The sequence below is a fragment of the Azospirillum terrae genome (genome assembly GCF_053470425.1).
In genome coordinates, this window is record NZ_JBPXMR010000016.1 from 1 (window position 1) to 22,673 (window position 22,673).

Here is a 22,673-nt window from a genome sequence, read left to right on the forward strand (position 1 = left end):
CTCTTCACACCCTCCATCCGCCCGACCGGTTCGTACGCGTTTGACGCGGGGTGGAGCAGCCCGGTAGCTCGTCAGGCTCATAACCTGAAGGTCGCAGGTTCAAATCCTGCCCCCGCAACCACCAACAGTTGACAGCCCGCCTCCAACGAGGCGGGCTGTTGGCGTTTTGGGTTGGCATCGCCGTACACCGCCAGGATCGCCGCCCACTGCGAGGCGTGCTCTCCGGCGTGTTCGGACACCATTCCAAACGCGCGCTCGCGGACTTCCGGAGCGTATTTGGATTGATCTCTGCTTCGTCATGATAGCCCCATCTTCTTAGGGAATGGGGCCTCCGGAAAAGTCGCGTCCGTCAAGCGGGTGTAAATTCGGGTGTGGCTTGAGGTGGCCATGGGGCAGGCCGCAAGTCCATGTGGGTGATCGCGCCGTGACGCAAGGGGCAACCCGACACCCCGGCTCCAAGTCGAGCCTCGGCTTGACCATGGACAATTACCGGAGCGACCGCATGTTGTCATCTGTGCGATACCAAGCCCCTTTTCCCATGTCCGAGTAGCTTCACCGCATGTCCGAGCGTCGCCATGCCCGAACCGCTCCCAGAAGGACCGCACCCAGCGGTTCCTGGCGGCCGGTTCTGGCGTGGCTCGCAGTGCTGGCGATCCTGGTCCAGAGCACGATCCCGGACTTCGCCATGGCCGCGCGCAATGCTGCCCGGCATCGGGCGGAGGTTGCGGCGGCGCATCAGGTCCACCATCACCAACACCATGGTGCCGAGCAGCAGCGGCCGGAGACGCCGGCACCCGCTGGCAACCACGACCACGAAACGCTCTGCGCGTTCTGTCTGGCGCTCGCCACGCACGGCTTGGCGGCGGGGCTCGGCAACGCCCTTCCCGTTCCTGTGGGCTATGACATCGCCGCGCTGCCGATGCAGCGGGGCATCCGCCCGCAGCCGCTGTTTTTGACCAGCCTCAACCCGCGCGCGCCGCCGAACTCCGACCAGGGCTGATCGTTCGATGCCGGACGCACCGCGCGTGCGTCCGCCCGATGTCCTGTTCGGAGCACAACACCATGAACCGCATCCACGCCCTGGCGCTCGGCGCCGGGTTCCTGTGCTTGGCCGCGACGGCCGGCACCGCGTCCGCGCACATCGTCCTGGAGGCCCGCGAGGCCCCGGCCGGCAGCTACTACAAGGCCGTCCTCAAGGTCGGCCACGGCTGCGACGGAGCGGCCACCACGGCCATCCGCGTCCGCCTGCCGGACGGCGTCGTCGGCGCCAAGCCGATGCCCAAGCCGGGCTGGACGCTGACCACCAAGGAAGGCGAGTACGCCCAAGCCTACGAGTCGCACGGCCGCACCATCACCCGCGGCGTCACCGAGATCGCCTGGAGTGGCGGTACCCTACCGGACGCGTGGTACGACGAGTTCGTCTTCCAGGTCGTGCTGCCCAAGCAGCCGGCCGGCACGGTGCTGCACTTCCCCGTGGTGCAGGAGTGTGAAAAGGGCGTCCACCGCTGGATCGAGATCCCCGAGGCCGGCAAGACGCCGGCGGACTACCGCGAGCCGGCGCCGAGCCTGACGCTCACCGACAAGCCGCAGGGCCGCTGACCGCCATCGCGCGCCAACAAGGGGGTTCCCATGCCGAACCATGATCTTTCGGTCATCGGCCTGTTCCTCGCCGCCGACCCGGTGGTGAAGGGCGTGATGGTCCTGCTCCTGCTCGCGTCCGTGGCGTGCTGGGCCATCGTCCTCGAGAAGACGGTCGTGCTGGCCCGCGCCAAGGCCCAGACGCGCCGCTTCGAAGCCGCTATCACAGTGGAGGGCGGCTTCGACGTGGGCGGCTTGGCGGGATTGCCGGCCGCCATCGTCGCTGCCGGCCAGCACGAAAGGCACGACCATGACCACGACGAGAGCCGGGCCGAGCTGCGCGAGCGGCTGGAACGCGCCATGCGCGTCGCTATGGTGGAGGAGTTGCGCCGCCTCGACGGCCATCTGCCGGTGCTCGCCACCGTCGGCTCCTCGGCGCCATTTGTCGGGCTGTTCGGCACGGTGTGGGGCATCATGCACAGCTTCACCTCGATCGCCGCCTCCAACGACACCAGCCTCGCCGTGGTGGCGCCGGGCATCGCCGAGGCGCTGTTCGCCACCGCTATCGGTCTGGTCGCCGCCATCCCGGCGGTGGTCGCCTACAACAAGCTGACCAGCGACCTCAACCGACTGTCGCAGCAGCTGTCGGTCGCCATCGGCCGTCTTGCCGGCACCCTGGTGCGCACCCGCACCATGCGTCTGAAGGCGGCCGAGTGATGGGTATGGCGCCCATGGACGCCGGGCCGGGGAGCGGGTTGGGGGACGAGTTCTCCTACCGCCCGGTCGCCGAGATCAACGTCACGCCGTTCATCGACGTGATGCTGGTCCTGTTGGTCATTTTCATGGTGGCCGCCCCGCTGATGATGGTCGGCGTGCCGGTGCAACTGCCGAAGACCGCCGCCCAGAAGGTCAGCCAGCCGCGCCAGCCCGTCGTGGTGAGCGTCGATAAGGATGGCCGCATTTTCCTGCGCAGCGAGGAGGTGGCCGCCGCCGACGTGGCGACGCGGCTGACGGCGCTCGCCAAGGAGGATCCCGACGCGGTCGTCTACGTGCGCGGCGACCGCGCGCTGAGCTATGGCCGGGTCATGGAGGTGATGGGACAGGTGAGCCAAGCCGGCTTTGCGCGCGTCTCGCTGATCGCCGAGGGGGCCGCCGCTCCGGTGCCCGCCGCTCCGGTGAAGGCGCCCTGAACTGTGCGCTGGGTAGGACGCCGCTGGGCGCAGTTCCTCTCGGTCGCGGTGCACGCCGGGCTGCTTGCCATTCTGGTCGCGCGGTATGAGCCGGTCATGCCGGCGCCGTCCGCCGTCCGCATCGAGCTGGACCTGAGCCAGCCCGAACCGGAAGCCGTGGCCGAGATGACGCCGCCTGTGGAGCCGCTGCCCGCGCTGTTGCCCGAACCGCCCCAGGTCGCGGAGGAGCTGCCGCCGGAATCATTGCCCGAACCGGAACCGGCTGGCGCCGTCGAGCCTTCTCCCGCCGCCGACGAGCCGCCGCCACCGCCGGCTGCGGAGCCAACGGTGGTGACGATGGTTCCACCACCGCCGGCCAAGCCGCGTCCACCGGAAGCGGCGAAGCGCCCACCCCCTCAGCCGACGGCATCCGCCACCGTCACGCGCGATCCGGCGCCGCAGCCATCTCCGCCGCAACCGGCAGCCGCGCCGGCCCCCGTCCGCGCGGCCGGGCCGCCGCCGGACTATTTGGCGCTGCTCCAGGCCCGCCTTGCCCGCTACAAGGTCTATCCACGCGCCGCGCAGATCGCGCGCGAAGAGGGCACCGTGCTGCTGCGCTTCGTGGTGGCGCGCGACGGCGCGGTGGTGTCTTGGCGGGTCGAGCGCAGCTCCGGCCACGAGAGCCTGGACCGTCAGGTCGGGATCATGGTCGAGCGCGCGGCGCCGATGCCGCCGATGCCGGACAGCGTGTCCGGCGACCGGCTCGACATCGTGCTGCCCGTCCAGTTCGCCCTGCGGTGACGCCGATGCCGCGCCCGAACCGCGTCGCCGCCGCGCTCACCGGCCTGCTGCTCCTGTTTCAGGCGTGGGGGCCCGTGCAGGCCGTGAACGCGGCGTCCGCCATGGCGGCGGCGCTGGTGGCGGACGAGTCGCTGTGCCGGCACGACGGGGGCGAGCCGGATGCTCCCGATCCACAGCGCCACCACACCCTCTGCCCGGCCTGTTCCATTTGCTGCGCTGTGCCGGCGGCCCTTTCCACCGGCGGCACGGCGCTTCCACTGCCGCGGTTCCACGGCCGGCTGGGCGCCGTTCGCGTCGCCTCCCCACCCCTCCGCCGGTCGCCCGGCCATCGTCCGAAGGCCCGTGGGCCGCCCGTCCCACCGGGAGACCCATGCCACCATCGAACGAGGATTTCGGCCGGCCAAGGCGCCGGCCCAAGGGGAGACCACACGTGACCCGTTTCCATACCGCGGGCTCTGCCGCTGCACTTGCCACGCTATTTATGATGAGCACCGCGCTGACCCCGGCCGCGGCTCAGACCGCAACGCCGCAGCCCGCCGCCCCGGTGACGCTCGACACCATGACCATCAACGCGCAGGGCGCCGGCTCGCTGACCGTCCCGACGCCCGAGCAGGCCCGCGAGGACCTGAACCGCACCCCCGGCTCGGTCGGCTTCATCGACTCCGAGTCCCAGAAGGGTCGGGTTTCCAAGGACCTGCGCGACGTGCTGAAGGACACGCCGGGCGTCTTCGCGCAGAGCCGCTACGGCCAGGAGATCCGCCTGTCGGTGCGTGGTTCCGGCCTCTCGCGCGGCTACCACCTGCGCGGCATCGAGGTGTTGCAGGACGGCATCCCGGTCAACTTCGCCGACGGCAGCGGTGACTTCTACCAGATCGATCCGCTGGCGTTGCGCTACGCCGAGGTGTTCCGCGGCGGCAATGGCCTGTCCTACGGTTCCTCGACGCTGGGCGGCGCCATCAACTTCGTGACGCCGACCGCGCACACCGCCGTCGGCCCCAACCTCCTGCGCCTGGAGGGGGGCAGCTACGGGACGGCGCGGGCCAGCGGGCAGGCGTCGCGCGTTCTGGGCGACGCCGATTTCCTGGTCAGCGGCACCGTCAGCCATTCCGACGGCTATCGCGATCACTCCCAGGGGCAGGGCGAGCTGTTCAACGGCAATGTCGGCTACCGCTTCAATCCGAACGTCGAGACGCGGTTCTATCTCGGGGCCTACGTCGTCGACCAGAAGCTGCCCGGCTCGCTGAGCCTGAGCGACGCGCTCAACCGGCCGCGCATCGCCAACCCGGCGGCGATCGCCGGTGACCAGTCCCGCATGACCTGGACCGAGCGTGTGGCGAACCGCACCACAATCCACCTCGACGGCGGCCAGTTGGACTTCGACAGCTGGGCGATCCACAAGAAGCTGTTCCACCCGATCTTCCAAGTCGTCGACCAGGACGGCTGGACCTACGGCGTCGGCCCCCGCTACACGACCAGTTTCACCATCGGCGGCCTGCGCGACGAGCTGGTCGTCGGTGCGCGCGCCTTCGCCGGCACCAACACGGCGCTCCAGTTCGTCAACCTGCACGGCAATCGCGGCGCCCAGACCGCCGACACCCGCCAGGAGGCCCGCAATCTCGAGGCCTACGCGGAGAATCGGCTGTACGTCGTGCCGACAGTGGCGCTGATGACCGGCGCCAAGCTGCTGCGCGACCAGCGCGAGTTCACCGACGAGCGCAACCCGCGCCGCAATTCGGAACGCACCTACGACGGCCTGAACCCCAAGGTCGGCGTGCTGTGGGAGCCGCACCCCGAGGTGCAGGTCTTCGCCGACGTCACGCGCAGCCTGGACGTTCCCGACTTCAGCGACCTGACGCAGACGCAGGCGAACGGCAACCCCGCCTTCGTGCCGCTGCAGGCGCAACGCGCCTGGACCATGGAACTGGGCACCCGTGGCGAGAAGGGCCGCTTCTCCTGGGATGTGACGGCGTTCCGCTCCCAGCTCAAGGGCGAGATGCTGCAGTTCACCACCAACCCCAGCATTCCGGCCGCGACCTTCAACGCCGACCGCACCGTGCACCAGGGCATCGAGCTGGGCGTGCGGGTCGAGGTGGCGCGCGACCTGACCGGCGCCGGGGCCGGTGACAAATTCACCATCGGCCAGCTGTGGAACTACAGCGACTTCCGCTTCCGCGACGACGCCCAGTACGGCAACAACAGCATCGCCGGCGTGCCGACGAACCTGCTGCGCACCACGTTCTCCTACACGCGGCCGGACGGCTTCTACGTGACGCCGACGGTGGACTGGGTGCCGAATGGCGCCTGGGCCGATCAGGCGAACACGCTGCGGGTTCCGGGCTACACGCTGTTGGGCGTGCAGGCGGGTGTGGAGTTGAAGAACGGCCTGCTGCTGTTCGTCGACGCCCGCAACTTGACCGACAAGCGCTACGTCAGCGACATCGGCACCATCACCGATGCGCGCCGGGCCGGCACCCAGATCTTCTATCCGGGTGAAGGCCGCAGCGTGTACGCCGGCGTTCGCGCTGCCTTCTGAGGACGGACCTGTGTTCCCGCGGGCTCGGCGGTTCCGGCCACCGAGCCCGTCCAACGCTTCGAAGAGGATCGACCGTGCGGCGTTCACGCGGACTCATCTCAGCCGTCCTGCTCGGCGTCGTGCTCGTGGTGTGGAGCGCGGGCGCGGCGTGGGCGCACGCCGTCCTGCGCGAGACGGTGCCCGCCGACGGCGTCCGGCTGGACGCGCCGCCGCACGAGGTCGTGCTGCGTTTCAACGAGCCGGTCGTGCCGATCGCCGTCCAGGTGCTCGACGGTGGCGGCCATGCGGTGGCGAGGACGGGGGCGGTGTCGGCGCGGGACGACACTGTCCGCCTCGGGCTGCCGCACCATCTCCCTACCGGAACCTACGTCGTCAGCTACCGCGTCACGTCCGCCGACGGCCACCCGGCCGCCGGGTCGATCACCTTCGGGGTCGGCATGGCGCCGGAGGCCGTGGCACCGGAAACGCGCGCCGACGTGTCGGCGCCCGCCGCGTTGACGGCGGTGATCGTGCGCGCCGTGCATTACGCATCGCTGCTGGCCGGCATCGGCGGCGGGCTCTTCCTGGTCCTGGTGTTGGGACCATGGTCGGCGTTGAACGAGCGGCTCAAGCCGGGCCTGTGCCTGCTGCTCCTGACCGCGGCGGTGTCGGCGGTGCTCCTGGTCGGGCTGAGCGGCACGGTGCTGGCGGGCGGCCCGCTCGCCGGCCTCAGGGAGGCTTCGACCTGGGCAACGGGAGCGGCGAGCACGGCCGGGATCAGCGCAGGCCTCGTGTTGCTGGCGCTGCTTGTCAGCGCGACCGGCTTGGCGCTGGAAGCCCGGCACACCGCCGGCCGTGTCCTGCTCGTGCTGGGGGCGCTGCTGGGCGCCGCCTCGCTGGCCGCCACCGGGCATGCGGCAACGGCACCGCCGCGCTGGCTGAGCGTTCCGCTCGTGGGGGTGCACGGACTGATGGCGGCGTACTGGATCGGCTCGCTGTGGCCGCTGGCCGTGGCGCTGCGGACGGAGCCGCCGGCGGAAGCGGCGCGGCTGACCCGGCGCTTCTCGCGCCTGGCCGTCGGTGGCGTGGCGGTGCTGATTGCCGCGGGTGCGGGCCTGTCGGTGTTGCAGATCGGCTCGCCGGATGCCGTCCTTGCGACCGATTACGGCAGGATTTGGCTGGGCAAGATGCTCGTCGTCGTCGGGCTGTTGCTGCTGGCGGTGCGGAACCGGCTGTGGCTGACGCCGGCCCTCGACCACAGCGGGCGCGCGGCCGTGGCCGCCCTGCGGCGGAGCGTCTGGACGGAAGTGGTCTTCGCCGTGTTGGCACTCCTGCTGACCGCCCTGTTCCCCTTGACGCCACCCCCACGCGCTCTCGCCGGGCCGGAAGTCGCCAACGGTGGCGAGGCGGACCGGAACCGCGGCTACAGGGCGGCGATCACTCAGGGTGGGCGCATGGCCATGGTCGAGGTGGTGCCGGCCCGGCCGGGACGCAACCGGGTCAGAGTCCACCTGCATGGTCCCGATGGTGTCCCGTTCGCCACCACCGAAGCCGCCCTCGAATGGGAGCTGCCGGCTGCCGGCGTGGCCCCGCTCCGTCGAACCCTCCCGGCGACCGGGCCGGGCGAAGTCGGGGCCGAAGACATCGAGATGCCCATCGCCGGCCGCTGGACCCTGCGCCTGGATGTGCTGATCGACGACTTCGACAAGGCGGTGTTCCGCACCGAGATCCCCATTGGGGCCGGCGTCGACGGAAGGGGCAAGACTCCATGAAAACGCGATCTCGATGGAACCGAATCAGGCGCAGTCCGAAGACTCGCGGCCATAACGCCCCGGCCGGCGTCTCCACCGTTGAACTCTGTCGATTGCAAGGTCCATAACAGGGGCTCATCGTTCCACGCAGCATACGGAAACGTGTTGAGCATGGCCGCCACTCCCCCGAGGTCGCTCGTCCGGCCGAGCCTCCCAGTGATCGCGACCTGCGCGGCCATGCTGATCGGCTCGACCGGCGTTGCCGACGCACAGGTCATGCTCCCCACGGCCCGCCCTGCCTCGACGGCTCCCAAGCAGCGTTCGACGGCTCCCAAGCCGCAGCCGAAGGCGGTCCAGGCCAGCACGACCGGTTCGGCATGCCTGGACGGTGAACCGATCGGAGCGGCCGTTCTCGGCGCCCTCGCCGGAGGTGACGAGGCGTTCGCGCTCCTGGTCCGCGAGAAGCCGGACGAAGCCTTCCGATGCTCCAGCCTGTTCCCCAGCGCCGCGGCCACGGCGGCGTTGCACATGGCCGCTCCCACGGCTCCCTTCGACGCCATCGGCGCGGCCGACCAATTGTCGAAGCGTCCCGGCGGAGCCGCGATCATCGACACGGCGCTCAACGCCGATTTGCTGATGCGCTCGCTCGACACCGGTCTGCCCTTCTATGAGACCCGGCACGAGCTGCGCAAGCGCCTGCCGGCCGCGACCCTGAAGGCGATGGAAGATCAGGCGTCCAAAGCGCTGGCCGCGGCCTTCGCGAAGGACCCCGCCCTGCTCTCGACGAAGATCGGCGCCATGCTCGACGGGATGACCGAAGACCCGTTGAAGGATCGCTTCCGCATTGCCGAGGCGCTGCCCATCGAAACGCTCTTCGAGCTGATCGCCCGCACCGGGCTGCAACTCTACACCTCGTCGTTCGACGGCATCGTCGACATCATCGAGGCCAAACTGCACAAGGAACGGCGGAGTTTCCTCTCACTCTCCGAGCAGCCGGGCGCGGCAAAGCTTTGGGCGGACTTCGTCATCGCCGTCGTATCCGGCGGCCGGGCCGACACCCTGTTCGGCCCGGCCGCCGGGAACGCGCGCAAGCTGGCGAAAGGAAGCGTCCGGGCGCTGCTCTCGCCCGACCGCGCGTTGGACCCGCCCATCGTCGCGGGTGCCCTTGCCGACGCGATGGACGCGAAAGCCAAAGACGTCCGCTCGACCCTGGAAGACGAACTCGCCGAATACCACCGGAACACCAGCGATCCGTCGATCAAGGCGGCGGCCGGCCTGGCCGGCGGGCTCCATGCGTTGCGTCTGGCAGGGAAGCCGGCGACGGCCGCCTTCATGGCCGAGCGCTTCGCCGAACTCTATCCTGTTCCCGCTCCGCCGGTCCTGACCGGCGACCGCCTGTTCCAGGGCGGCGTCAACGTTCAGAGGATGACTTTTTACAACGACCTCGACGGGAAGGTGTCGTTCGCTGCCTTCGTGCAGCAGTACCGCGCCAAGGGTTGGATCTTCCAGGAGCACGCCGGGTTCGTCGTGGTCTCCAGCCCGGAGCGCCGGGGACGCCGGATCGTGATCGTCGCCGACATCCCCTCGGCGGGTGAGGCGGGCCGCGTTGCCGTGAGGGAATGGCTCGAGCGCGAGAAGCTCTCGCCGACCGTCGTCATCCATCGTGGGCACAGCTACCACGAGGACGAGACGATGCCCGAGATCGGCCCCGGCACGGCGCTGGTGTTCTGGGGGTCCTGCGGCGGGCAACTGCGGCTCCGCGCCACATTGGAGCAAGCGCCGGACGCGCTGGTGCTCGCGACCCAGAACATGGGAGCGGCGCGCGTCAACCAGGCTCTCCTGCGGACAATCGAAGAGCGAATCCTCACCGACGGCACGATCGACTGGAATTTGGTCTGGGCTGGCACCCAGGCGCAGATCCGCGACCGGCGCTTTTCCGCCTACCAACGCCCGGATCAAAACTCCACTCTGCTCGCCCTGAGGGCATGGCGCATGCAGGCCGAACTGTCCCAAAAGCACCGCCAAAGCGTTCCGGGCACCGATGGCTGGCAGGATGGCGTCTACGCGGCCGGCGGCACGCCGGCGCTTTCGGTCATCGATGAAGGCGCTTGGGTGCGGGTGCAATAGCACGAACCCGGCGCCGGCGCGCGCAACGGAGGACGCCGACGCCGGCCGTATCAGGCCCCGCCGTCGAGCATGGCCGCGATCGCCTCGATGGCAGCCGCCGCGTAGGGCCGCACGCGGCTGGGGATTTGCGACGGGTGGATGCCCGGCCCGAGAATGCCGACGCCCACCGGCTTCATGAACTCGAGCTGAAGCTCGATCAGGCTCTTGATCACCGCCTGGCCCATGACCAGACCGTGCGCTGTCTCGCCGTGCTCGATGATGCCGAGTGCGGCCACGCCGTCGACATCGCTGCGCAGGAGCAGCCGCTTCACCGCCAACGGCGTTTCCATGGAGCCGGGAACCCAGATCTCGGCGACGATCCCGAACCCCAGCCGGGCCGCCACGGCGCGGGACTCCGCCAGCATCTCCTCGGCTTCGCTGCGATGGAAACGCCCGAGCACCAGACCGATCTTCGCCATACCTTCCCCCTGTCAATCGAACGTCCAGACGACCTGCGCGCACTGTAAGGAGGTGCCCGCGAATAGCAAAGCCCCGGAGCGGGCGGCCACGCCGTAACATCGTTCACGGCACGCGATACAGCCGCTTGCCGACAATCACTCAACTCGCGTATCGTCGTCCCTGCCCCTCGTGCGAGGTCCCAATGCCGCGGAACCCCAGTAGGCAGAAAACGACATGGTGACCGCGCGGTGCGATTCTGGGCTGGAGCCGGAGAAGAATTTCCGGTCCATTCACGACGACTGGCTGGCCGACGCTCTGTATTGGCTGGACGAGGATGGACACTTCGTCCACGCCAACGATGCCGGCTGCCATGCCCTCGGCTATTCGCTGGAAGAACTGACCGCGCTTTCCCTTTGGGATGTCGACGAGCACATGACCCGCGAGCAATGGCCGCTCAGGGACGACACTGCCTTTGCTGCCGGCGGACTGCGATCCGTGTCGCGGCGCAAGGACGGGACGGTCTTCCCCGTCGAGGTGCGCGGACGGCCCGTCGATCTGGACGGCCGCACCCATTACCTCACCACGGTGCGCGACATTTCCGCCCTGGTGAAGCTGGAGAAGGAGGCGCGCGACGCCGAGCGCAACGTCCGGGCCATCCTCGACAACGTTCCCGACATCGCCTGGATGAAGGACAGCCGCAGCCGGTTCATCGCCGTCAACCAGGCGCTTGCCCAGTCCTTCGGCCTCGGTGTGGAGGACGCGGTCGGCAAGACCGATTACGACATGGTCTCCGGCGAGCTGGCCGCCCGCTATCAGGCCGACGATGCACGGGTCATCGCGTCCGGCGAGCGGACCTGCATCGAAGAGCCGTTCTGCGGCGGCGATGGCCTGCCCCGCTGGATCGAGACCATCAAGACGCCGGTCCGCGACAGCGACGGCGTCATTGTCGGTACGGTCGGCATCGCCCGCGACATCACCGCGCGCAAGCTCGCCCAGTCCGGCGCGCAGGCCATACGGGAGATGCTGGAGGCGCTGGTGGAGGAGCGCACGCGCACACTGACGGCGGAGATCGCCGCGCGCGAGGCGGCGGACGCGGCGCTGCTGGAGAAGCAGGCTCTGCTGGAGACAATCATCGAGGGCGCCAGCGCCGTGATCTTCGTCAAGGACCGCGACGGGCGTTACCTGCTGGCCAACAAACGCTATCTGGCGCTGGGCGGCTGGATGCGGGAAGACGTCATCGGCAAGACGGACTTCGACCTGTATCCGCGCGAACTGGCCGAATACCTGTTCGCCAACGACCGCGCCGTCCTGGAGTCCGCCGGGCCGGTCGAGTTCGAGGAGACCATCGACAACCTGCACGGGGTGCGGACCTACATCGCCCTCAAGGTGCCGCTGACGAACCCGGCCGGCGTGCCCTTCGCGGTCTGCGGCATCGCCACCGACATCAGCGAGCGCAAGAAGGAGCAGGCGCAATTGCGGCAGGCCACCGACGCCGCCGAGCAGGCGAGCCGGGCCAAGAGCGACTTCCTGTGCGTGATGAGCCATGAGTTGCGCACGCCGTTGAACGCCGTCATCGGTTTCGCCGATGCCCTGCTGCTGGAATATTTCGGCGGCCTGAACGACAAGCAGCGGGATTACATCCAGTCCATCAGCCGCAGCGGCCTCCACCTGCTGCACATCATCAACGACATTCTCGATTATGGCAGGGTGGATGCCGGCCGCATGGTGCTCCACGAGGTCGTGGTCGACGTGGCGGCGCTGTTCGCAAGCTGCCGGGAACTGGTGGACACGGCGGGGCGCCGCGTCGGGATCGAGATCGCGCCGGGCCTTCCCCAACTGCACGCCGACGAGTTGCGTCTGCGTCAGATCATCGTCAATCTGCTGGGCAACGCCGTCAAGTTCACCACGTCGGGCGCATCGATCACGCTGGGCGCGCAGATGCGCGCCGATGGCGGCGTTTCGCTCTGGGTGCGCGACACCGGCATCGGCATCCGGCCGGAAGAAATCCCCCGCGCCCTCGAGATGTTCACCCAGATCGACACGCCCATCAACCGCCGCCACCAGGGCACCGGCATCGGCCTGCCCCTCGCCGCCAGCCTTGCCAAGGCCCATGGCGGCGCGCTGGACATCGACAGCACGGTGGGTGAGGGCACGACGGTGTGGATCCGCCTTCCACCCCGGCGGACGCTGGCCGGTGGAGAGGCTCCGCTTTCACGGACCAGCGTTTGCGAGCGGTTGTGAACGGGCGTTCCGTTGCTAGCGGTCGCCGAGTTCGTGCTCGATCTCGACGATGAGCCGCTCGGCGATCTGCACGGACCGGCGGCGGTCCGCCTCATCCATGCCCTGCATGGGGTCGGTGTGGGCGGTGAAGGATTCCGACCGGCACAGCCGGCGGCCCGACGCGCAGACCATCACCTCATAGGTGCGCTGGTCCTCGTTGAACAGGCACTCGGACTCGAACCCTTTCGCGTCGGTTTCGGCCCACATGATCGCTTTGCTCATCGCACCGGTTCCTTCTTCAGATGACCGCTATCGTACCATAGGAGCCGCGGTGATCAGGTCCTGCGGTGTGGCTGGCGACGCGGCGCGGGTCAGCCTCGCACCACGCGCGTTTCGTAGCCGCGGAAGTCCGTGGGGCGCGGCTTGTAGCCGTTGGAGAACAGCGGCGAGGAAATCACCATGTCGGCGGTCGCCTCGTTGCAGGCCATGGGGATGTTGTAGAGCGTCGCCAGCCGGGTCAGCGCCTTGACGTCCACGTCATGCGGCTGCGCCGTCATGGGATCGACGAAGAACACCAGCATGTCGATCCGCCCCTCGGCGATCATGGCGCCGATCTGCTGGTCGCCGCCCAGCGGGCCGCTCTTCAGCGGCGTCACGTCGAGGCCCGGGTGAGCGTCCTTGACCCGCGCCCCCGTGGTGCCGGTGGCCCAGAAGGCATGGCCGGCGAGGACGTGGAGGTGCGCGCCGATCCACGTGATCAGGTCGCCTTTGCGGGCGTCGTGCGCGACCAGCGCGATGCGCTTGCGTGTCATGGGGATCATCCCTAGCCGAGTGTGTCTGGGTATTATACTAGTATATCAATGGGTGCCGCAAGCCCGATCCTGCCATATCGTGGCCCGAGCGTGGCCGTGACCGTGGTGGGTCCATGCCGTTTGACGTCCTCTCGTGAAAACTAGTATATTAAAGACGAAATTCGCGCATCGGAGCGGGCATTGACGAAGGCGTCGCAGACCATGGGCACCGGCACGGAACAGGGCGTTGCCAAGGCCGCGCGCGCACGCCGCCGCGTTCTGGCGACCCCCGTCGCCCGGCCGGTCCAGCGGGGCGCCACCGTGTCCGCCGCCATCTACCGCGACCTGCGCACCGACATTGTCTCGCTGAACCGCAAGCCGGGCGAGGCCATTTCCGAGAAGCAGATCGCCGAGACCTTCGGCGTCAGCCGCACGCCGGTGCGCGAGGCCGTGCTGAAGCTGGCCGACGAGGGCCTCATCGAGATCTTCCCGCAGTCCGGCACCTTCGTGTCCCGCATTCCGCTCGCGGCTCTGCCCGAGGCCATCGCCATCCGCCGGGTTCTGGAGGAGGCGACGGTGCGCTACGCGGCGGCGCGCGCCACGGGCAGCCAGATCGCCCGCTTGCGCGCCTGTCTGGAACTCCAGCGCGAGCGCGACGCGGCCGGCGACTTCGAGGGTTTCCATCAGGCCGACGAGGAATTCCACGCGCTGCTCGCCGAGACGGCGGGCTATCCCGGTTTCTGGTCCCTCATCCAGCAGGTCAAGGTGCAGATCGACCGTTACCGGCGCCTGACCTTGCCGGTGCAGGGCCGCATGGGCCAGGTGGTGGCGGAGCACGCGGCGGTCGTGGACGCCATCGCCGGCCACGACGCCGACCGCGCCGCCCAGGCGATCACCGCGCACCTCGACCATTTGCAGATTACCATCGCCGAAGCGCAGAAGGCGAACCCGCGGTACTTTTCGGCAACAGGAGGCACGGCATCGGCGGGCGAGGCGAGCCGCTGAGCGGCCCTCCCGCCTCTCGCCCTATCGGGTGATGCTGTACTCGATGTACAGCTTCGCCTCGTCCTCGGACACGCGGGCCGCGAAGGCGGTCCACTCCGCGTCGGTCAGCGGCACCGCCGTCCCGATGTCAGTCCGGTCGGCGTCGAGGGCGCCGACGCCCCGGTCGCACCGCAGGATGCGGCCGCGGGTCCGTTCCTTCAGCCGCTGGTTCAGCGCCGGGAACGGCATGTTCCATGGCAGTGGTTTCTCGCGGGCGAACTTTTCGACGACGGGGATCATCGCGACCAGCTCACGGTTCGTCATCAGTTCGAGACCGCGCTCGCGCAAGGTCGCGTTGTGGCTGCCGTGATGGCCGACCTTGTACAGGATGGTCCGCGCCAGCAGCCGCTCCAGGGTGACCGTGCCGGCGTCCTCGCGTTTCGCGCCGGCCGGCCAGACGCAGTCGTTCCAGGACAACCAGTTGCCGACCTGGGCGTCGCCCGGAAACAGTAGTACGCCGCCGTCGGCGTCATCGGGCGCCACGTCCAGCGCCAGCACGAGGCTGGTGTTGTTGGTGTCGTTGTTGAGCTTGATGGCGAGCTGCTCGGCCGCCCCCAGCCAGTCGCCGTCGATCCGCCGCCATTCCTCGTCCTTGCCGTAATAGCGCTCGTTCAGCAGCTGGCGCGCCTTCGGGGCCATCCGGCGGGAGGGCGGGATGTCGGACGGTTCGGCCTTCGTCGGGTCCTCGATCAATTCGGCAGCGACGGTGTAGCGCTCCGCGAAGGGCATGCTCAGCGGGTCGGACTGGCCATCGAACGCCTCCAGGGCGCCCAGCAGGTACTCCGAACCGTCGCCGACCCCCAGTTCGTAGACTTCCTTCCCCTTCTTGCTGGGGTTGGAGCGGCGCAGCATCGCCGTGTCGCGTGGCGGACCGAGGACATAGACCTTGTTTCCCTCCGTGCCCGGCACCGGAACCGGGTCGGCGCCCGGCTTCCAGTAGCGCACGACCCCCGCCTTGTTCCTGAGGTAGTCGAGGATCGCCGCCCCGGTGCGGATGCGCTTTACCGTGGTGCTGGCGCGCGCGCCCAGGCTGCCGTCGCCGGCGGGCTCGTCCGAATCCTCCTCTGGGCCGATGAAGGCGAACAGGTCGCGCACCGCGCCGCTGCGCAACCCGACGCCAGCGGCGCCGGAATCGGCCATGGCGGCGACCTTCTCCAGCATCTTCAGCGTGCTGCGCCGGCCCTGCAACAGCTCCATGGCCTGCGGATCGGTCGGATCCTCCGTCCAGCCGAGCCACAGCTCGCCGATGTCGACGCCGTCCCAGATCTCCTGCGCCTGACTGATGCCGGAGAGGTGGTCCCAGTGCTCGTGCGTGACCACCAGAACATCGAGGAACGGCCGCGCCGCGTCGCCCTCCTTGGGGCTGAGCTTGGGCAGCGTGTCCCGGATGTTCCCGGCGATCGCCTGCATGCGCTCCACGGCGCCCGGCATGCCTTGCAGCACACCGCAGTCGATCAGCATGTGCACCGGGCGGCGCCCGGTGCCCGGAAAGCGCAGCAGGAAGCAGTCGCCCAGCAGGTTCTGGTACATGCGCACGGTGACGCGGTCCCCAGAGGCGGGAGTAGTGGCGGGAGCAGAGGCGGCGGTGGTCGTGGTCATCTCCGGTCCTCGGTCAGCCGTTGCGGTGCAGGAAGGCGAGCGGCTCGTCGCAACCGCAGGTGCCCTGATAGGTGGCGCCCAGGGATTCCGTCGTGCCGGCAAAGCGGAAATTGCGCTCCGCCGCGAGCCGCCGGTCGTTGAGGACGCTCTTGCGCACGAGGTAGCGCACCTTGCGCGTCCGCAAATCGACGATCAGCGTGCAGCCGCCGTTGAAGGTGAAGTCCCCTTTGAGCGGCGTGCCGTGGCCGGCGTCCTGCGCCTTCTGCACCTCGGGATCGCTGAAGGCGCGGCGGCTCTGCGTGATCTCGACGACGAGCTGCGGCATGTCTTGTCCGTCCGGACCGATGCGGCGGGCGAGGCGCACGGAATGGATCTCGATCTCCGGCAGGCCGGTGGCCTCGCAGCGGTCGATGGTCTGCGGCGCCGTGTCGTCGAGGACCAGCCCAAGGCGGGTGATCTGCCCGCTGACGGCGGGATCTTTTATTTGCTTTTCCAGCCATTCCTTGAGGAGGACGCTGTTCTTCTTCTCCGCGTCCCAGGTCGCCCGGCGCGACGCGTGGTAGCCGAGGTCGAGGCCCTCGATCCAGCCGATGGCGATCTCCTCCTCCGGGATTTCCCACAGCAGATTGTCGATGGCCAGCGACCGGCATTCCTCGGGGTAGATGCCGCGGCGGCGGAACGCCTCGACCAGGGCAAGGCGGTAGCTGCGCTCGTCGCCGGGGGAGAAGTCGCTGTCGGCGGTCACCAGCGCGCGCAGGTATTCGCCGAAGGTGACGTCCACCGGCGGCAGATAGTCGAGCGCGCGGATGCACATGCGCAGGATGTGGGTGGCAGCCTTGTTGGCTTCGGCGGTCAGGCGGTTGACCAGATCGGGGTGCAGGTCGCGGTCCGGAAAGCTCGTGCCGTCGCCGGTGGTCAGGCGCAGCAGGTCGGCGACGCGGGTGCGGTAGATGGTGACGAAGGCGTCGAACACGGCGGCCACCAGGATCGCGCCGCGCGCGTGCGGTTCGTCGGCGTGTTGCAGCCGTGTGCTGTCGGGCTCGCCGTCGATGGCGTCGCGCAACGCGCCGTAGTTGCCGATCGCCTCGCCGAACTGCCGCGCCAGCCCGCTCAGCAGGGTCTTCTGCGACAGGTCGCCGCGCATCTGCGCGATCTGGTGACGCACCGACTCGGGCAGGGTGAAGTGCTGGAACAGCGCTACGATGTCCGAGAAGGCCTCATGGAAGGCCAGCGCGTCGACGTTGCTGGGCTCGATGTAGCGGCGGTGCAGGCCGTCGAGGATGGCGTGCGTCGTCTCGTGCGCGACGATGTCGTGCGACAGGCAGGAAAAGATGGTTCCGCCCGGCAGGTTCCGCCCCGGATTGGTGCGCGATGCCGGGAAATAGCCGAACAGCAGGGCCTTCTTGGCAGGGCTGTAGTAGGCGTTGGCCTCGCGCAGCGCGTGCGGGTAGATGCGCAGGCGCTGGACGTAGCCTTGCGCGCCCTGGCCCTGTGTGTCCTTCTGCGGCGACCACAGGACGCGGCGGCCCAGCGCCACCTCGAAGTTGCGGATGGTGATCGACGCCACCGCGTAGACCATCTGCTGGTGGAACTGCGGGTTGCTTTCCGACGGCGCGTGGCCGTCCTGCGCCAGCAGGTGCGGGTCGTCCAGGTCGACCGGCGCGTAGAACGCCTGACTGGCGGGATCGAAATCGACGACCTCCAGATATTCGCCGCGTGGCCCCGGCTCGATATCCTCTTCCCACGGCACCTTGACCACCGCCTCGTTGAGGATGGCGGTGCGCAGGTCGGTCGACGCGCCCGGATCGAAGGCGTAGATGCGCAGACGGCGGGAGGAGGGCCGGGGAGTGGCGGACATTGGCGCGCGTCCTCTGCGGTGGAGCGGTCGGCAATGTCCCGCGACGGTACGGCAATCAGGACAGTGTAACCACCATGACGGGATGCATGCTGCCATATGTCGCGGCAACGGATTGTTTGTCGGGCATCCCACTATTTAAACATCACGCGCGCACGAAAAAGCCCGCCGGGTCCGCGCCCGGCGGGCTTTTTCGAAGCGGCCGTATCAGGCGGCGCGGACGTGGCTGATGAAGCTGGTGACCTGATCGCGCAACTGGTTGAACTGTGTGGAGACCTTGCGGCTGGTGTCCAGCAGGTCCTTCGCCATGTGGCTGGCATCGACCACCTCGCCAGTCACCAGATCGATGTTGGTGGCGACGGCCTGGGTGCCCGACGCGGCGTGGTTGGCGGCGCGCGAGATCTCGCGGGTGGTGATGTTCTGCTCCTCGACCGCGGCGGCGATGCCGGTGGCGATTTCGCGGGCACCCTCGGCCACCTTGGAGATGTACTTGATCTCGTCCACCGCGCGCTGGGTCGACTGCTGCACGCCGTTGATCTGCTGGGTGATGTCCTCGGTGGCCTTGGCGGTCTGGTTGGCGAGCTGCTTGACCTCGCTTGCTACGACCGCGAAGCCCTTGCCGGCGTCGCCGGCCCGCGCCGCCTCGATGGTGGCGTTGAGCGCCAGCAGGTTGGTCTTGCTGGCGATGTCGTTGATGAGCTTGACGATGTCGCCGATGCGCAGGGCCTGATGGGCCAGCGCCTCGATGGTGTGGCTGGTCTGGTCGGCGGCGTCGGCGGTGTCGCGGGCGCCCTGCACCGACTGGTTGATGCGCATGGAGATTTCCGAGGTGGTGGCCGACAGCTGCTCGGTTGCCGAGGCGATGCTGCCGACGTTCTCCATGGTGTGCGAGGTGGCGCTGGCGATCTCGACGGCGCCACGCTCGGCCTCGGAGATGCGCCCGGCCATGGTCTGGGCGAACTCGCCCATCTCGCTGGCGGCGTTCAGCGACTGCTCGACCAGCGTCGAGACGTTGGCCTCGAAGTCCTGGGCGAGCTGAATCATCAGCTTCTTGCGGTTGGCCTCGACCTCGGCCTTGGTGCGCTCCTGCTCCTCGTTGAGCAGGCGGACCTTCGCTGTGCTGTCGCGGAACACCTCGACGGCATGGGCGATGGTGCCGATCTCGTCGGTGCGCTTCAGGCAGGACAGCCGGATGTCGAGGTTGCCGCCCGAAATCGACTGCATGGCCGTGCTGATCTCCAGCGTCGGGTTGATCACAACGCGGCGCACCAGCACGAACAGCGCCAGCACCAGGACGACGACGACGGCGAAGGAGATGATGATGGAGGCTTCCGTGTCCGAAGCGATCTGGTCCACCATCGCCTGCCGGCTCCACGCGGCGGCGAGGTAGCCGGCCCGCTCACGCTGGGCTCCCGACAGGATGGGGGTGAGCACCAGCGTCTGCGACGGCGTGGCCTGGACCACCGCGGAGGTCTCGGCGCGGGACCGGCTTTCCTCGGCGAAGCGCGTCAACACGGCCTGATCGATGCCGCCGCGCACGTAGCTGTCGAGCATCTTGCCGGACTTGTCCAGCACCAGGATGGCGTCGAGCCCGGCCTCGGCGTTCTGCGCGATCTCGCCGTAGGAGCCCTTGATCGCCTCGATGCGGGCGTAGCGGACGGCGGACGACATGTTGTCGGCCACCAGCTTGGTAACCTGGGTGGAGCCCTGGTCGAAGACCTTGAGCGCCAGACTGCGCGCCTTCATCGTCTGGTAGGTGATGAGGCTGCCGAAGCCCAGCGCCAGCAGGAGCACCACCGAGACGATTATCTTCTGGCTGATGCTGCGCATCATGAACAGACCCTTCGGGGCCGTTTCCGTCAAACCGTCCATCGACATTACAGAATTCCCCCAGACAGAACGTCGCGACAGGCGCCAGTACAAGAGTGTCTGCCGAGTCGCGACGAAGGCGGACCAGCATCGACAACAGCAGACATCAGATCAATGCGACTCTATGGCGCACTCGATATATCGATAGTCATCGAATTTTATCGAAATATCTGTGCATGGATTATCCTGAGACATCATCTTAGTGCGCTCTTCTTGAGACATCATCCGATGCGGAGCGCTTGACCGTCAGGCGATCGGGAGGCGGACGGCCGGGATCGGCCATCCGCCGGCCGCATCAGTTCATGCCGTAGAGTGTGACCAGCTTCTCGAACGTGCCGTCCTGTTCGAGGACGTGCAGCGCCTCCTGCCAGTCGGTGGGCTTGAGCGTCGATCCCTTGTTGGCAGCGAGGTAGGCGGCGGAGCGCTCCTGCGGCTCGCCGAAGACGAGAGCGCCGGTGCCGCCGACGGCCTTCCAATCGGTCTTGGCGAACGGATCGGGCTGGTAAGCCAGGTCGATCTTGCCGTCGAGCAGCGCCTTCATCAGGTCGCGCGAGGTCGGAAGCTCGACGATGTTCGTCAACCCCTTCTGCTTCAGATAGCTGAGCGAGGCGCTGTTGACCGTGGTTCCCACCGCCTTGAGCTTCTTCGCGTCCTCGACCGTGTTGACTGGCGTGCTGCCCGGCCGGCCACCGAAGGAGCGGTTCATGTCGAAGATCTTGACCTCCCACTGGTACTTGTCTTCGCGCTGCGGCGTGCGGGTCATCGGGAAGATCAGCACGTCGGGCGTCTCGTCCACGATCTTCACCGCGTCGGGCCAGGCCATGAACTCGATGGGCTTGGCGACGTTCTGAAGCTTCAGCATCTCCTTCACCAGATCGTGGAGGAGGCCCTTCTTGTCGGGCGACGAGTTGTCGGTCAGCGGGGCGAAATCGGCGGTGACGACCCGGGCCACGTCGGCCGAGGCCGGAGCGGTGCCCAGAAGCCCGACTAGGAGCGCGCCGGCAGCAGCCACCCGAGCGGCGGTGCGGATCGTGGACGTGACACGGCCCAAATCTTTCTTCTCGAACATGCGGCTCACCTTCCGTGGCGTGTTTCTACTGATGGCGGTATGACCGGCGCATCTGTTTAGCATCAATACGATCAATGCGCAATTTTCGCAACTTTGCGGGCGTAAAATGCGCATCGTGCGGCGAAACCGAAACGCTAAAATTGCGATCTTACGCATTATCGCGGTCGCCTCGGCGCGGTCCCTCGTCCTTAAGAAGAGATTGCCCCCTCCTCATGCCCGAAATCACCCGTCCCCCTTGCGCAGGGGCTCTTCAGCCAAGGGGCGCTGGATCGCGGAGTTGGCGTATGAATACGACAAACGTGTTAATTCATTCTGTATGAATGGGTGCAAATCGCTCTATCATGCCACCGACATGCGAATCATATTCGCGTATGCGCAACCGTGTCCGATGCCGTGAGCCTGGTGAAGAAACGATGAGTCTTCCCAACAAGCCGACAGCTCTTCCCGGAGCGGCGCACGCGTCGCCGTTGCAGCGGGCTATCGTCCGGCCGATCCAGGCGCTCTTGCTGGCGCTGACCGCGCTGGAATTCGTGGCGCTGCTGGTTCCCGCCTGGAAGGAGCCGCTGGGCGACGTCGCCGCGGTGCTGCTCGCCATCTTCATCGTGCCGGCGTTCCTGCGGGCGCGGCGGACGACGCGGGTGCTGTTCGTGCTGCTTGCCGTGGCGGTGGCCGGGGTGACCGCGATGGTCGGCAACCCCTGGCCGATCTGGCAGGGGCTGCACAACGCCATGCTGCTGGGCGCCTTCCTGTGCGTTCTGCAACTGCTGCGCACCATCGCGCACGCTGGCCCGGCGATCCGCGAGGTGCGCCACCGGCTGGCCCCGCTGGACGAGCGGCAGGTGGAGGGTGGCTTCCTGGTGGGCGCCTTCGGGCTCGGCAGCTTCCTGTCCTTCGGCGCGCATGCCGTGCTGGCGCCGCTGCTGGTGCCGGACATCGACGAGCGCGGCCGGCTGTCCGCCGCGCTGGCCTCGGTGCGCGGCATCTGCTTCGCCGCGTTCTGGTCGCCGTTCTTCGTCGGCGTCGCCTATGTGACCCACCAGATGCACGACGTGCCGGCGGGCGCGGTCATCCTGGCGGGACTCGGCTGCGCGGTGCTGGCGCTGGTCGGCGACCTCGCGGTGTCGGGCACCGGGCCGCGCAGTCTGGTGCGCATCCTCTACGGGCTGCTGCCGCTGCTGCCCATCTCGGCGGTGATCGCGGCGGTGTTCATCGCCATCATCGCGCTCACCGGGATGAGCGCCATCGGCGCCGTGGTGGTCGGCGTGCCGCTGCTGAGCGGCATTCTTCTCGTCAGCATGGGGCGCGAGCAGGCGCCGCCGATCCTCAAGACCAGTCTGGCGGGCATCGTCTACGGCAGCGACGAGCTGCTGCTGGTGGCGGCGGCCAACATCTTCGCCGCGGTGCTGACCGGGCTGCCGGGCTTCGCGCCGACGGTGGCGCCGATTCTGGCCGGGCTGCCGTCGTTCCCGCTGCTGCTGTCCGCCATCGGCATCATGCTGCTGGCCGGCGCGCTGGGGCTGCACCCGGCGATTTCCGCCTCGGTGCTGCTCGGCGTCTTCACCAACCTGCCGGACGCGGTGCATCGGCTGGCGCTGGCCGAGGCGCTGATCATCGGCTGGAGCCTTGCCGTGACCATTTCGCCCGTCGGGGTGACGGTGATGGTCGCCGGCCAGATGTTCCGGGTTCCGTACCCCAAGCTGGTCATGAGCCGGAACCTGGGCACCGCGCTGGTCGTCGGCGCGGTCAGCGCCGGGGGGTTGTCGCTGCTCGATCTGGTGCTGCGCGCGGGGTGGTGAGCGCCGAGGGGAGAAGGGGGCGCCGCAAGGGCAGGACCGGGGAAGTCTGTTTGA

General features: G+C 68.4%; 18 protein-coding genes and 1 tRNA gene. 12 read left to right on the top strand and 7 right to left on the bottom strand.

Translation table 11 applies throughout. From position 1 onward, the window contains the following. The first annotated feature begins 44 nt into the window (after positions 1–44). From ACSVDD_RS26015 to ACSVDD_RS26055, 9 genes are all read left to right on the top strand, one after another. Positions 45–121, top strand: a tRNA-Met gene (locus tag ACSVDD_RS26015). Between the two features lie 438 nt (positions 122–559). Further along, entirely contained in the window at positions 560–1,000 is a 441-nt protein-coding gene (locus ACSVDD_RS26020; RefSeq protein WP_448192337.1) for a DUF2946 family protein, read from the top strand. A 62-nt stretch (positions 1,001–1,062) separates the two neighbouring features. Further along, positions 1,063–1,599, top strand: coding sequence for a YcnI family copper-binding membrane protein (locus ACSVDD_RS26025; RefSeq protein WP_448192338.1), 537 nt, complete (start codon positions 1,063–1,065; stop codon positions 1,597–1,599). A 30-nt stretch (positions 1,600–1,629) separates the two neighbouring features. Next, a complete protein-coding gene (locus ACSVDD_RS26030) occupies positions 1,630–2,295 on the top strand; it encodes a MotA/TolQ/ExbB proton channel family protein (protein ID WP_448192339.1) in 666 nt (221 codons plus the stop codon). A gap of 5 nt (positions 2,296–2,300) precedes the next feature. Continuing rightward, a complete protein-coding gene (gene tolR, locus ACSVDD_RS26035) occupies positions 2,301–2,768 on the top strand; it encodes a protein TolR (protein WP_448192340.1) in 468 nt (155 codons plus the stop codon). 3 nt (positions 2,769–2,771) lie between these two features. Then, positions 2,772–3,548 (top strand): energy transducer TonB, encoded by a 777-nt coding sequence (locus ACSVDD_RS26040; RefSeq protein ID WP_448192341.1) that lies wholly within the window; start codon positions 2,772–2,774, stop codon positions 3,546–3,548. A 430-nt stretch (positions 3,549–3,978) separates the two neighbouring features. Continuing rightward, complete coding sequence (locus ACSVDD_RS26045; protein WP_448192342.1) at positions 3,979–6,081, top strand: TonB-dependent receptor family protein; 2,103 nt, start codon at positions 3,979–3,981, stop codon at positions 6,079–6,081. A gap of 74 nt (positions 6,082–6,155) precedes the next feature. Beyond that, a complete protein-coding gene (locus ACSVDD_RS26050; RefSeq protein WP_448192343.1) occupies positions 6,156–7,832 on the top strand; it encodes a copper resistance CopC/CopD family protein in 1,677 nt (558 codons plus the stop codon). Positions 7,833–8,027: 195 nt separating this feature from the next. After that, the gene (locus ACSVDD_RS26055) at positions 8,028–9,938 is read left to right on the top strand and encodes a hypothetical protein (RefSeq protein WP_448192344.1); all 1,911 of its coding nucleotides are present in this window, start codon (positions 8,028–8,030) and stop codon (positions 9,936–9,938) included. Between the two features lie 50 nt (positions 9,939–9,988). Here ACSVDD_RS26055 and ACSVDD_RS26060 read toward each other — a convergent pair whose 3' ends face one another. After that, entirely contained in the window at positions 9,989–10,396 is a 408-nt protein-coding gene (locus ACSVDD_RS26060; RefSeq protein ID WP_448192345.1) for a 6,7-dimethyl-8-ribityllumazine synthase, read from the bottom strand. A 214-nt stretch (positions 10,397–10,610) separates the two neighbouring features. Between ACSVDD_RS26060 and ACSVDD_RS26065 the strand changes: the two genes are divergently transcribed. Continuing rightward, positions 10,611–12,617 (top strand): PAS domain-containing protein, encoded by a 2,007-nt coding sequence (locus ACSVDD_RS26065; protein WP_448192346.1) that lies wholly within the window; start codon positions 10,611–10,613, stop codon positions 12,615–12,617. Positions 12,618–12,632: 15 nt separating this feature from the next. Here ACSVDD_RS26065 and ACSVDD_RS26070 read toward each other — a convergent pair whose 3' ends face one another. Next, entirely contained in the window at positions 12,633–12,878 is a 246-nt protein-coding gene (locus tag ACSVDD_RS26070) for a hypothetical protein (protein ID WP_448192347.1), read from the bottom strand. 89 nt (positions 12,879–12,967) lie between these two features. Further along, positions 12,968–13,408: a methylglyoxal synthase gene (locus tag ACSVDD_RS26075; protein WP_448192348.1), complete on the bottom strand. Its 441-nt coding sequence runs from the start codon at positions 13,406–13,408 to the stop codon at positions 12,968–12,970. Positions 13,409–13,609: 201 nt separating this feature from the next. Here ACSVDD_RS26075 and ACSVDD_RS26080 point away from each other — a divergent pair, with 201 nt between their 5' ends. After that, positions 13,610–14,392, top strand: a complete 783-nt coding sequence (locus ACSVDD_RS26080) for a GntR family transcriptional regulator (RefSeq protein ID WP_448192425.1) — start codon at positions 13,610–13,612, stop codon at positions 14,390–14,392. A 21-nt stretch (positions 14,393–14,413) separates the two neighbouring features. On the opposite strand, the gene ACSVDD_RS26085 is transcribed toward ACSVDD_RS26080, so the two are convergent. The 4 genes from ACSVDD_RS26085 to ACSVDD_RS26100 form a co-directional block, all read right to left on the bottom strand. After that, a complete protein-coding gene (locus ACSVDD_RS26085; protein ID WP_448192349.1) occupies positions 14,414–16,030 on the bottom strand; it encodes a ComEC/Rec2 family competence protein in 1,617 nt (538 codons plus the stop codon). Positions 16,031–16,043: 13 nt separating this feature from the next. Further along, complete coding sequence (locus ACSVDD_RS26090; protein ID WP_448192350.1) at positions 16,044–17,888, bottom strand: gluzincin family metallopeptidase; 1,845 nt, start codon at positions 17,886–17,888, stop codon at positions 16,044–16,046. 204 nt (positions 17,889–18,092) lie between these two features. Continuing rightward, positions 18,093–19,718, bottom strand: coding sequence for a methyl-accepting chemotaxis protein (locus ACSVDD_RS26095; protein WP_448192351.1), 1,626 nt, complete (start codon positions 19,716–19,718; stop codon positions 18,093–18,095). A 331-nt stretch (positions 19,719–20,049) separates the two neighbouring features. Next, positions 20,050–20,823 (bottom strand): substrate-binding periplasmic protein, encoded by a 774-nt coding sequence (locus ACSVDD_RS26100; RefSeq protein WP_448192352.1) that lies wholly within the window; start codon positions 20,821–20,823, stop codon positions 20,050–20,052. Between the two features lie 413 nt (positions 20,824–21,236). Between ACSVDD_RS26100 and ACSVDD_RS26105 the strand changes: the two genes are divergently transcribed. Further along, a complete protein-coding gene (locus ACSVDD_RS26105; protein ID WP_448192353.1) occupies positions 21,237–22,619 on the top strand; it encodes a hypothetical protein in 1,383 nt (460 codons plus the stop codon). Positions 22,620–22,673 lie beyond the last annotated feature (54 nt).

Bases quoted from the DNA above. Each gene is read 5' to 3' on its own strand.
- ACSVDD_RS26020 (WP_448192337.1), top strand. From the start codon at position 560: ATGTCCGAGCGTCGCCATGCCCGAACCGCTCCCAGAAGGACCGCACCC.
- ACSVDD_RS26025 (WP_448192338.1), top strand. From the start codon at position 1,063: ATGAACCGCATCCACGCCCTGGCGCTCGGCGCCGGGTTCCTGTGCTTG.
- ACSVDD_RS26030 (WP_448192339.1), top strand. From the start codon at position 1,630: ATGCCGAACCATGATCTTTCGGTCATCGGCCTGTTCCTCGCCGCCGAC.
- tolR (WP_448192340.1), top strand. From the start codon at position 2,301: ATGGCGCCCATGGACGCCGGGCCGGGGAGCGGGTTGGGGGACGAGTTC.
- ACSVDD_RS26060 (WP_448192345.1), bottom strand. From the start codon at position 10,396: ATGGCGAAGATCGGTCTGGTGCTCGGGCGTTTCCATCGCAGCGAAGCC.
- ACSVDD_RS26065 (WP_448192346.1), top strand. From the start codon at position 10,611: ATGGTGACCGCGCGGTGCGATTCTGGGCTGGAGCCGGAGAAGAATTTC.
- ACSVDD_RS26070 (WP_448192347.1), bottom strand. From the start codon at position 12,878: ATGAGCAAAGCGATCATGTGGGCCGAAACCGACGCGAAAGGGTTCGAG.
- ACSVDD_RS26075 (WP_448192348.1), bottom strand. From the start codon at position 13,408: ATGACACGCAAGCGCATCGCGCTGGTCGCGCACGACGCCCGCAAAGGC.
- ACSVDD_RS26080 (WP_448192425.1), top strand. From the start codon at position 13,610: ATGGGCACCGGCACGGAACAGGGCGTTGCCAAGGCCGCGCGCGCACGC.
- ACSVDD_RS26085 (WP_448192349.1), bottom strand. From the start codon at position 16,030: ATGACCACGACCACCGCCGCCTCTGCTCCCGCCACTACTCCCGCCTCT.
- ACSVDD_RS26090 (WP_448192350.1), bottom strand. From the start codon at position 17,888: ATGTCCGCCACTCCCCGGCCCTCCTCCCGCCGTCTGCGCATCTACGCC.
- ACSVDD_RS26095 (WP_448192351.1), bottom strand. From the start codon at position 19,718: ATGATGCGCAGCATCAGCCAGAAGATAATCGTCTCGGTGGTGCTCCTG.
- ACSVDD_RS26100 (WP_448192352.1), bottom strand. From the start codon at position 20,823: ATGTTCGAGAAGAAAGATTTGGGCCGTGTCACGTCCACGATCCGCACC.
- ACSVDD_RS26105 (WP_448192353.1), top strand. From the start codon at position 21,237: ATGAGTCTTCCCAACAAGCCGACAGCTCTTCCCGGAGCGGCGCACGCG.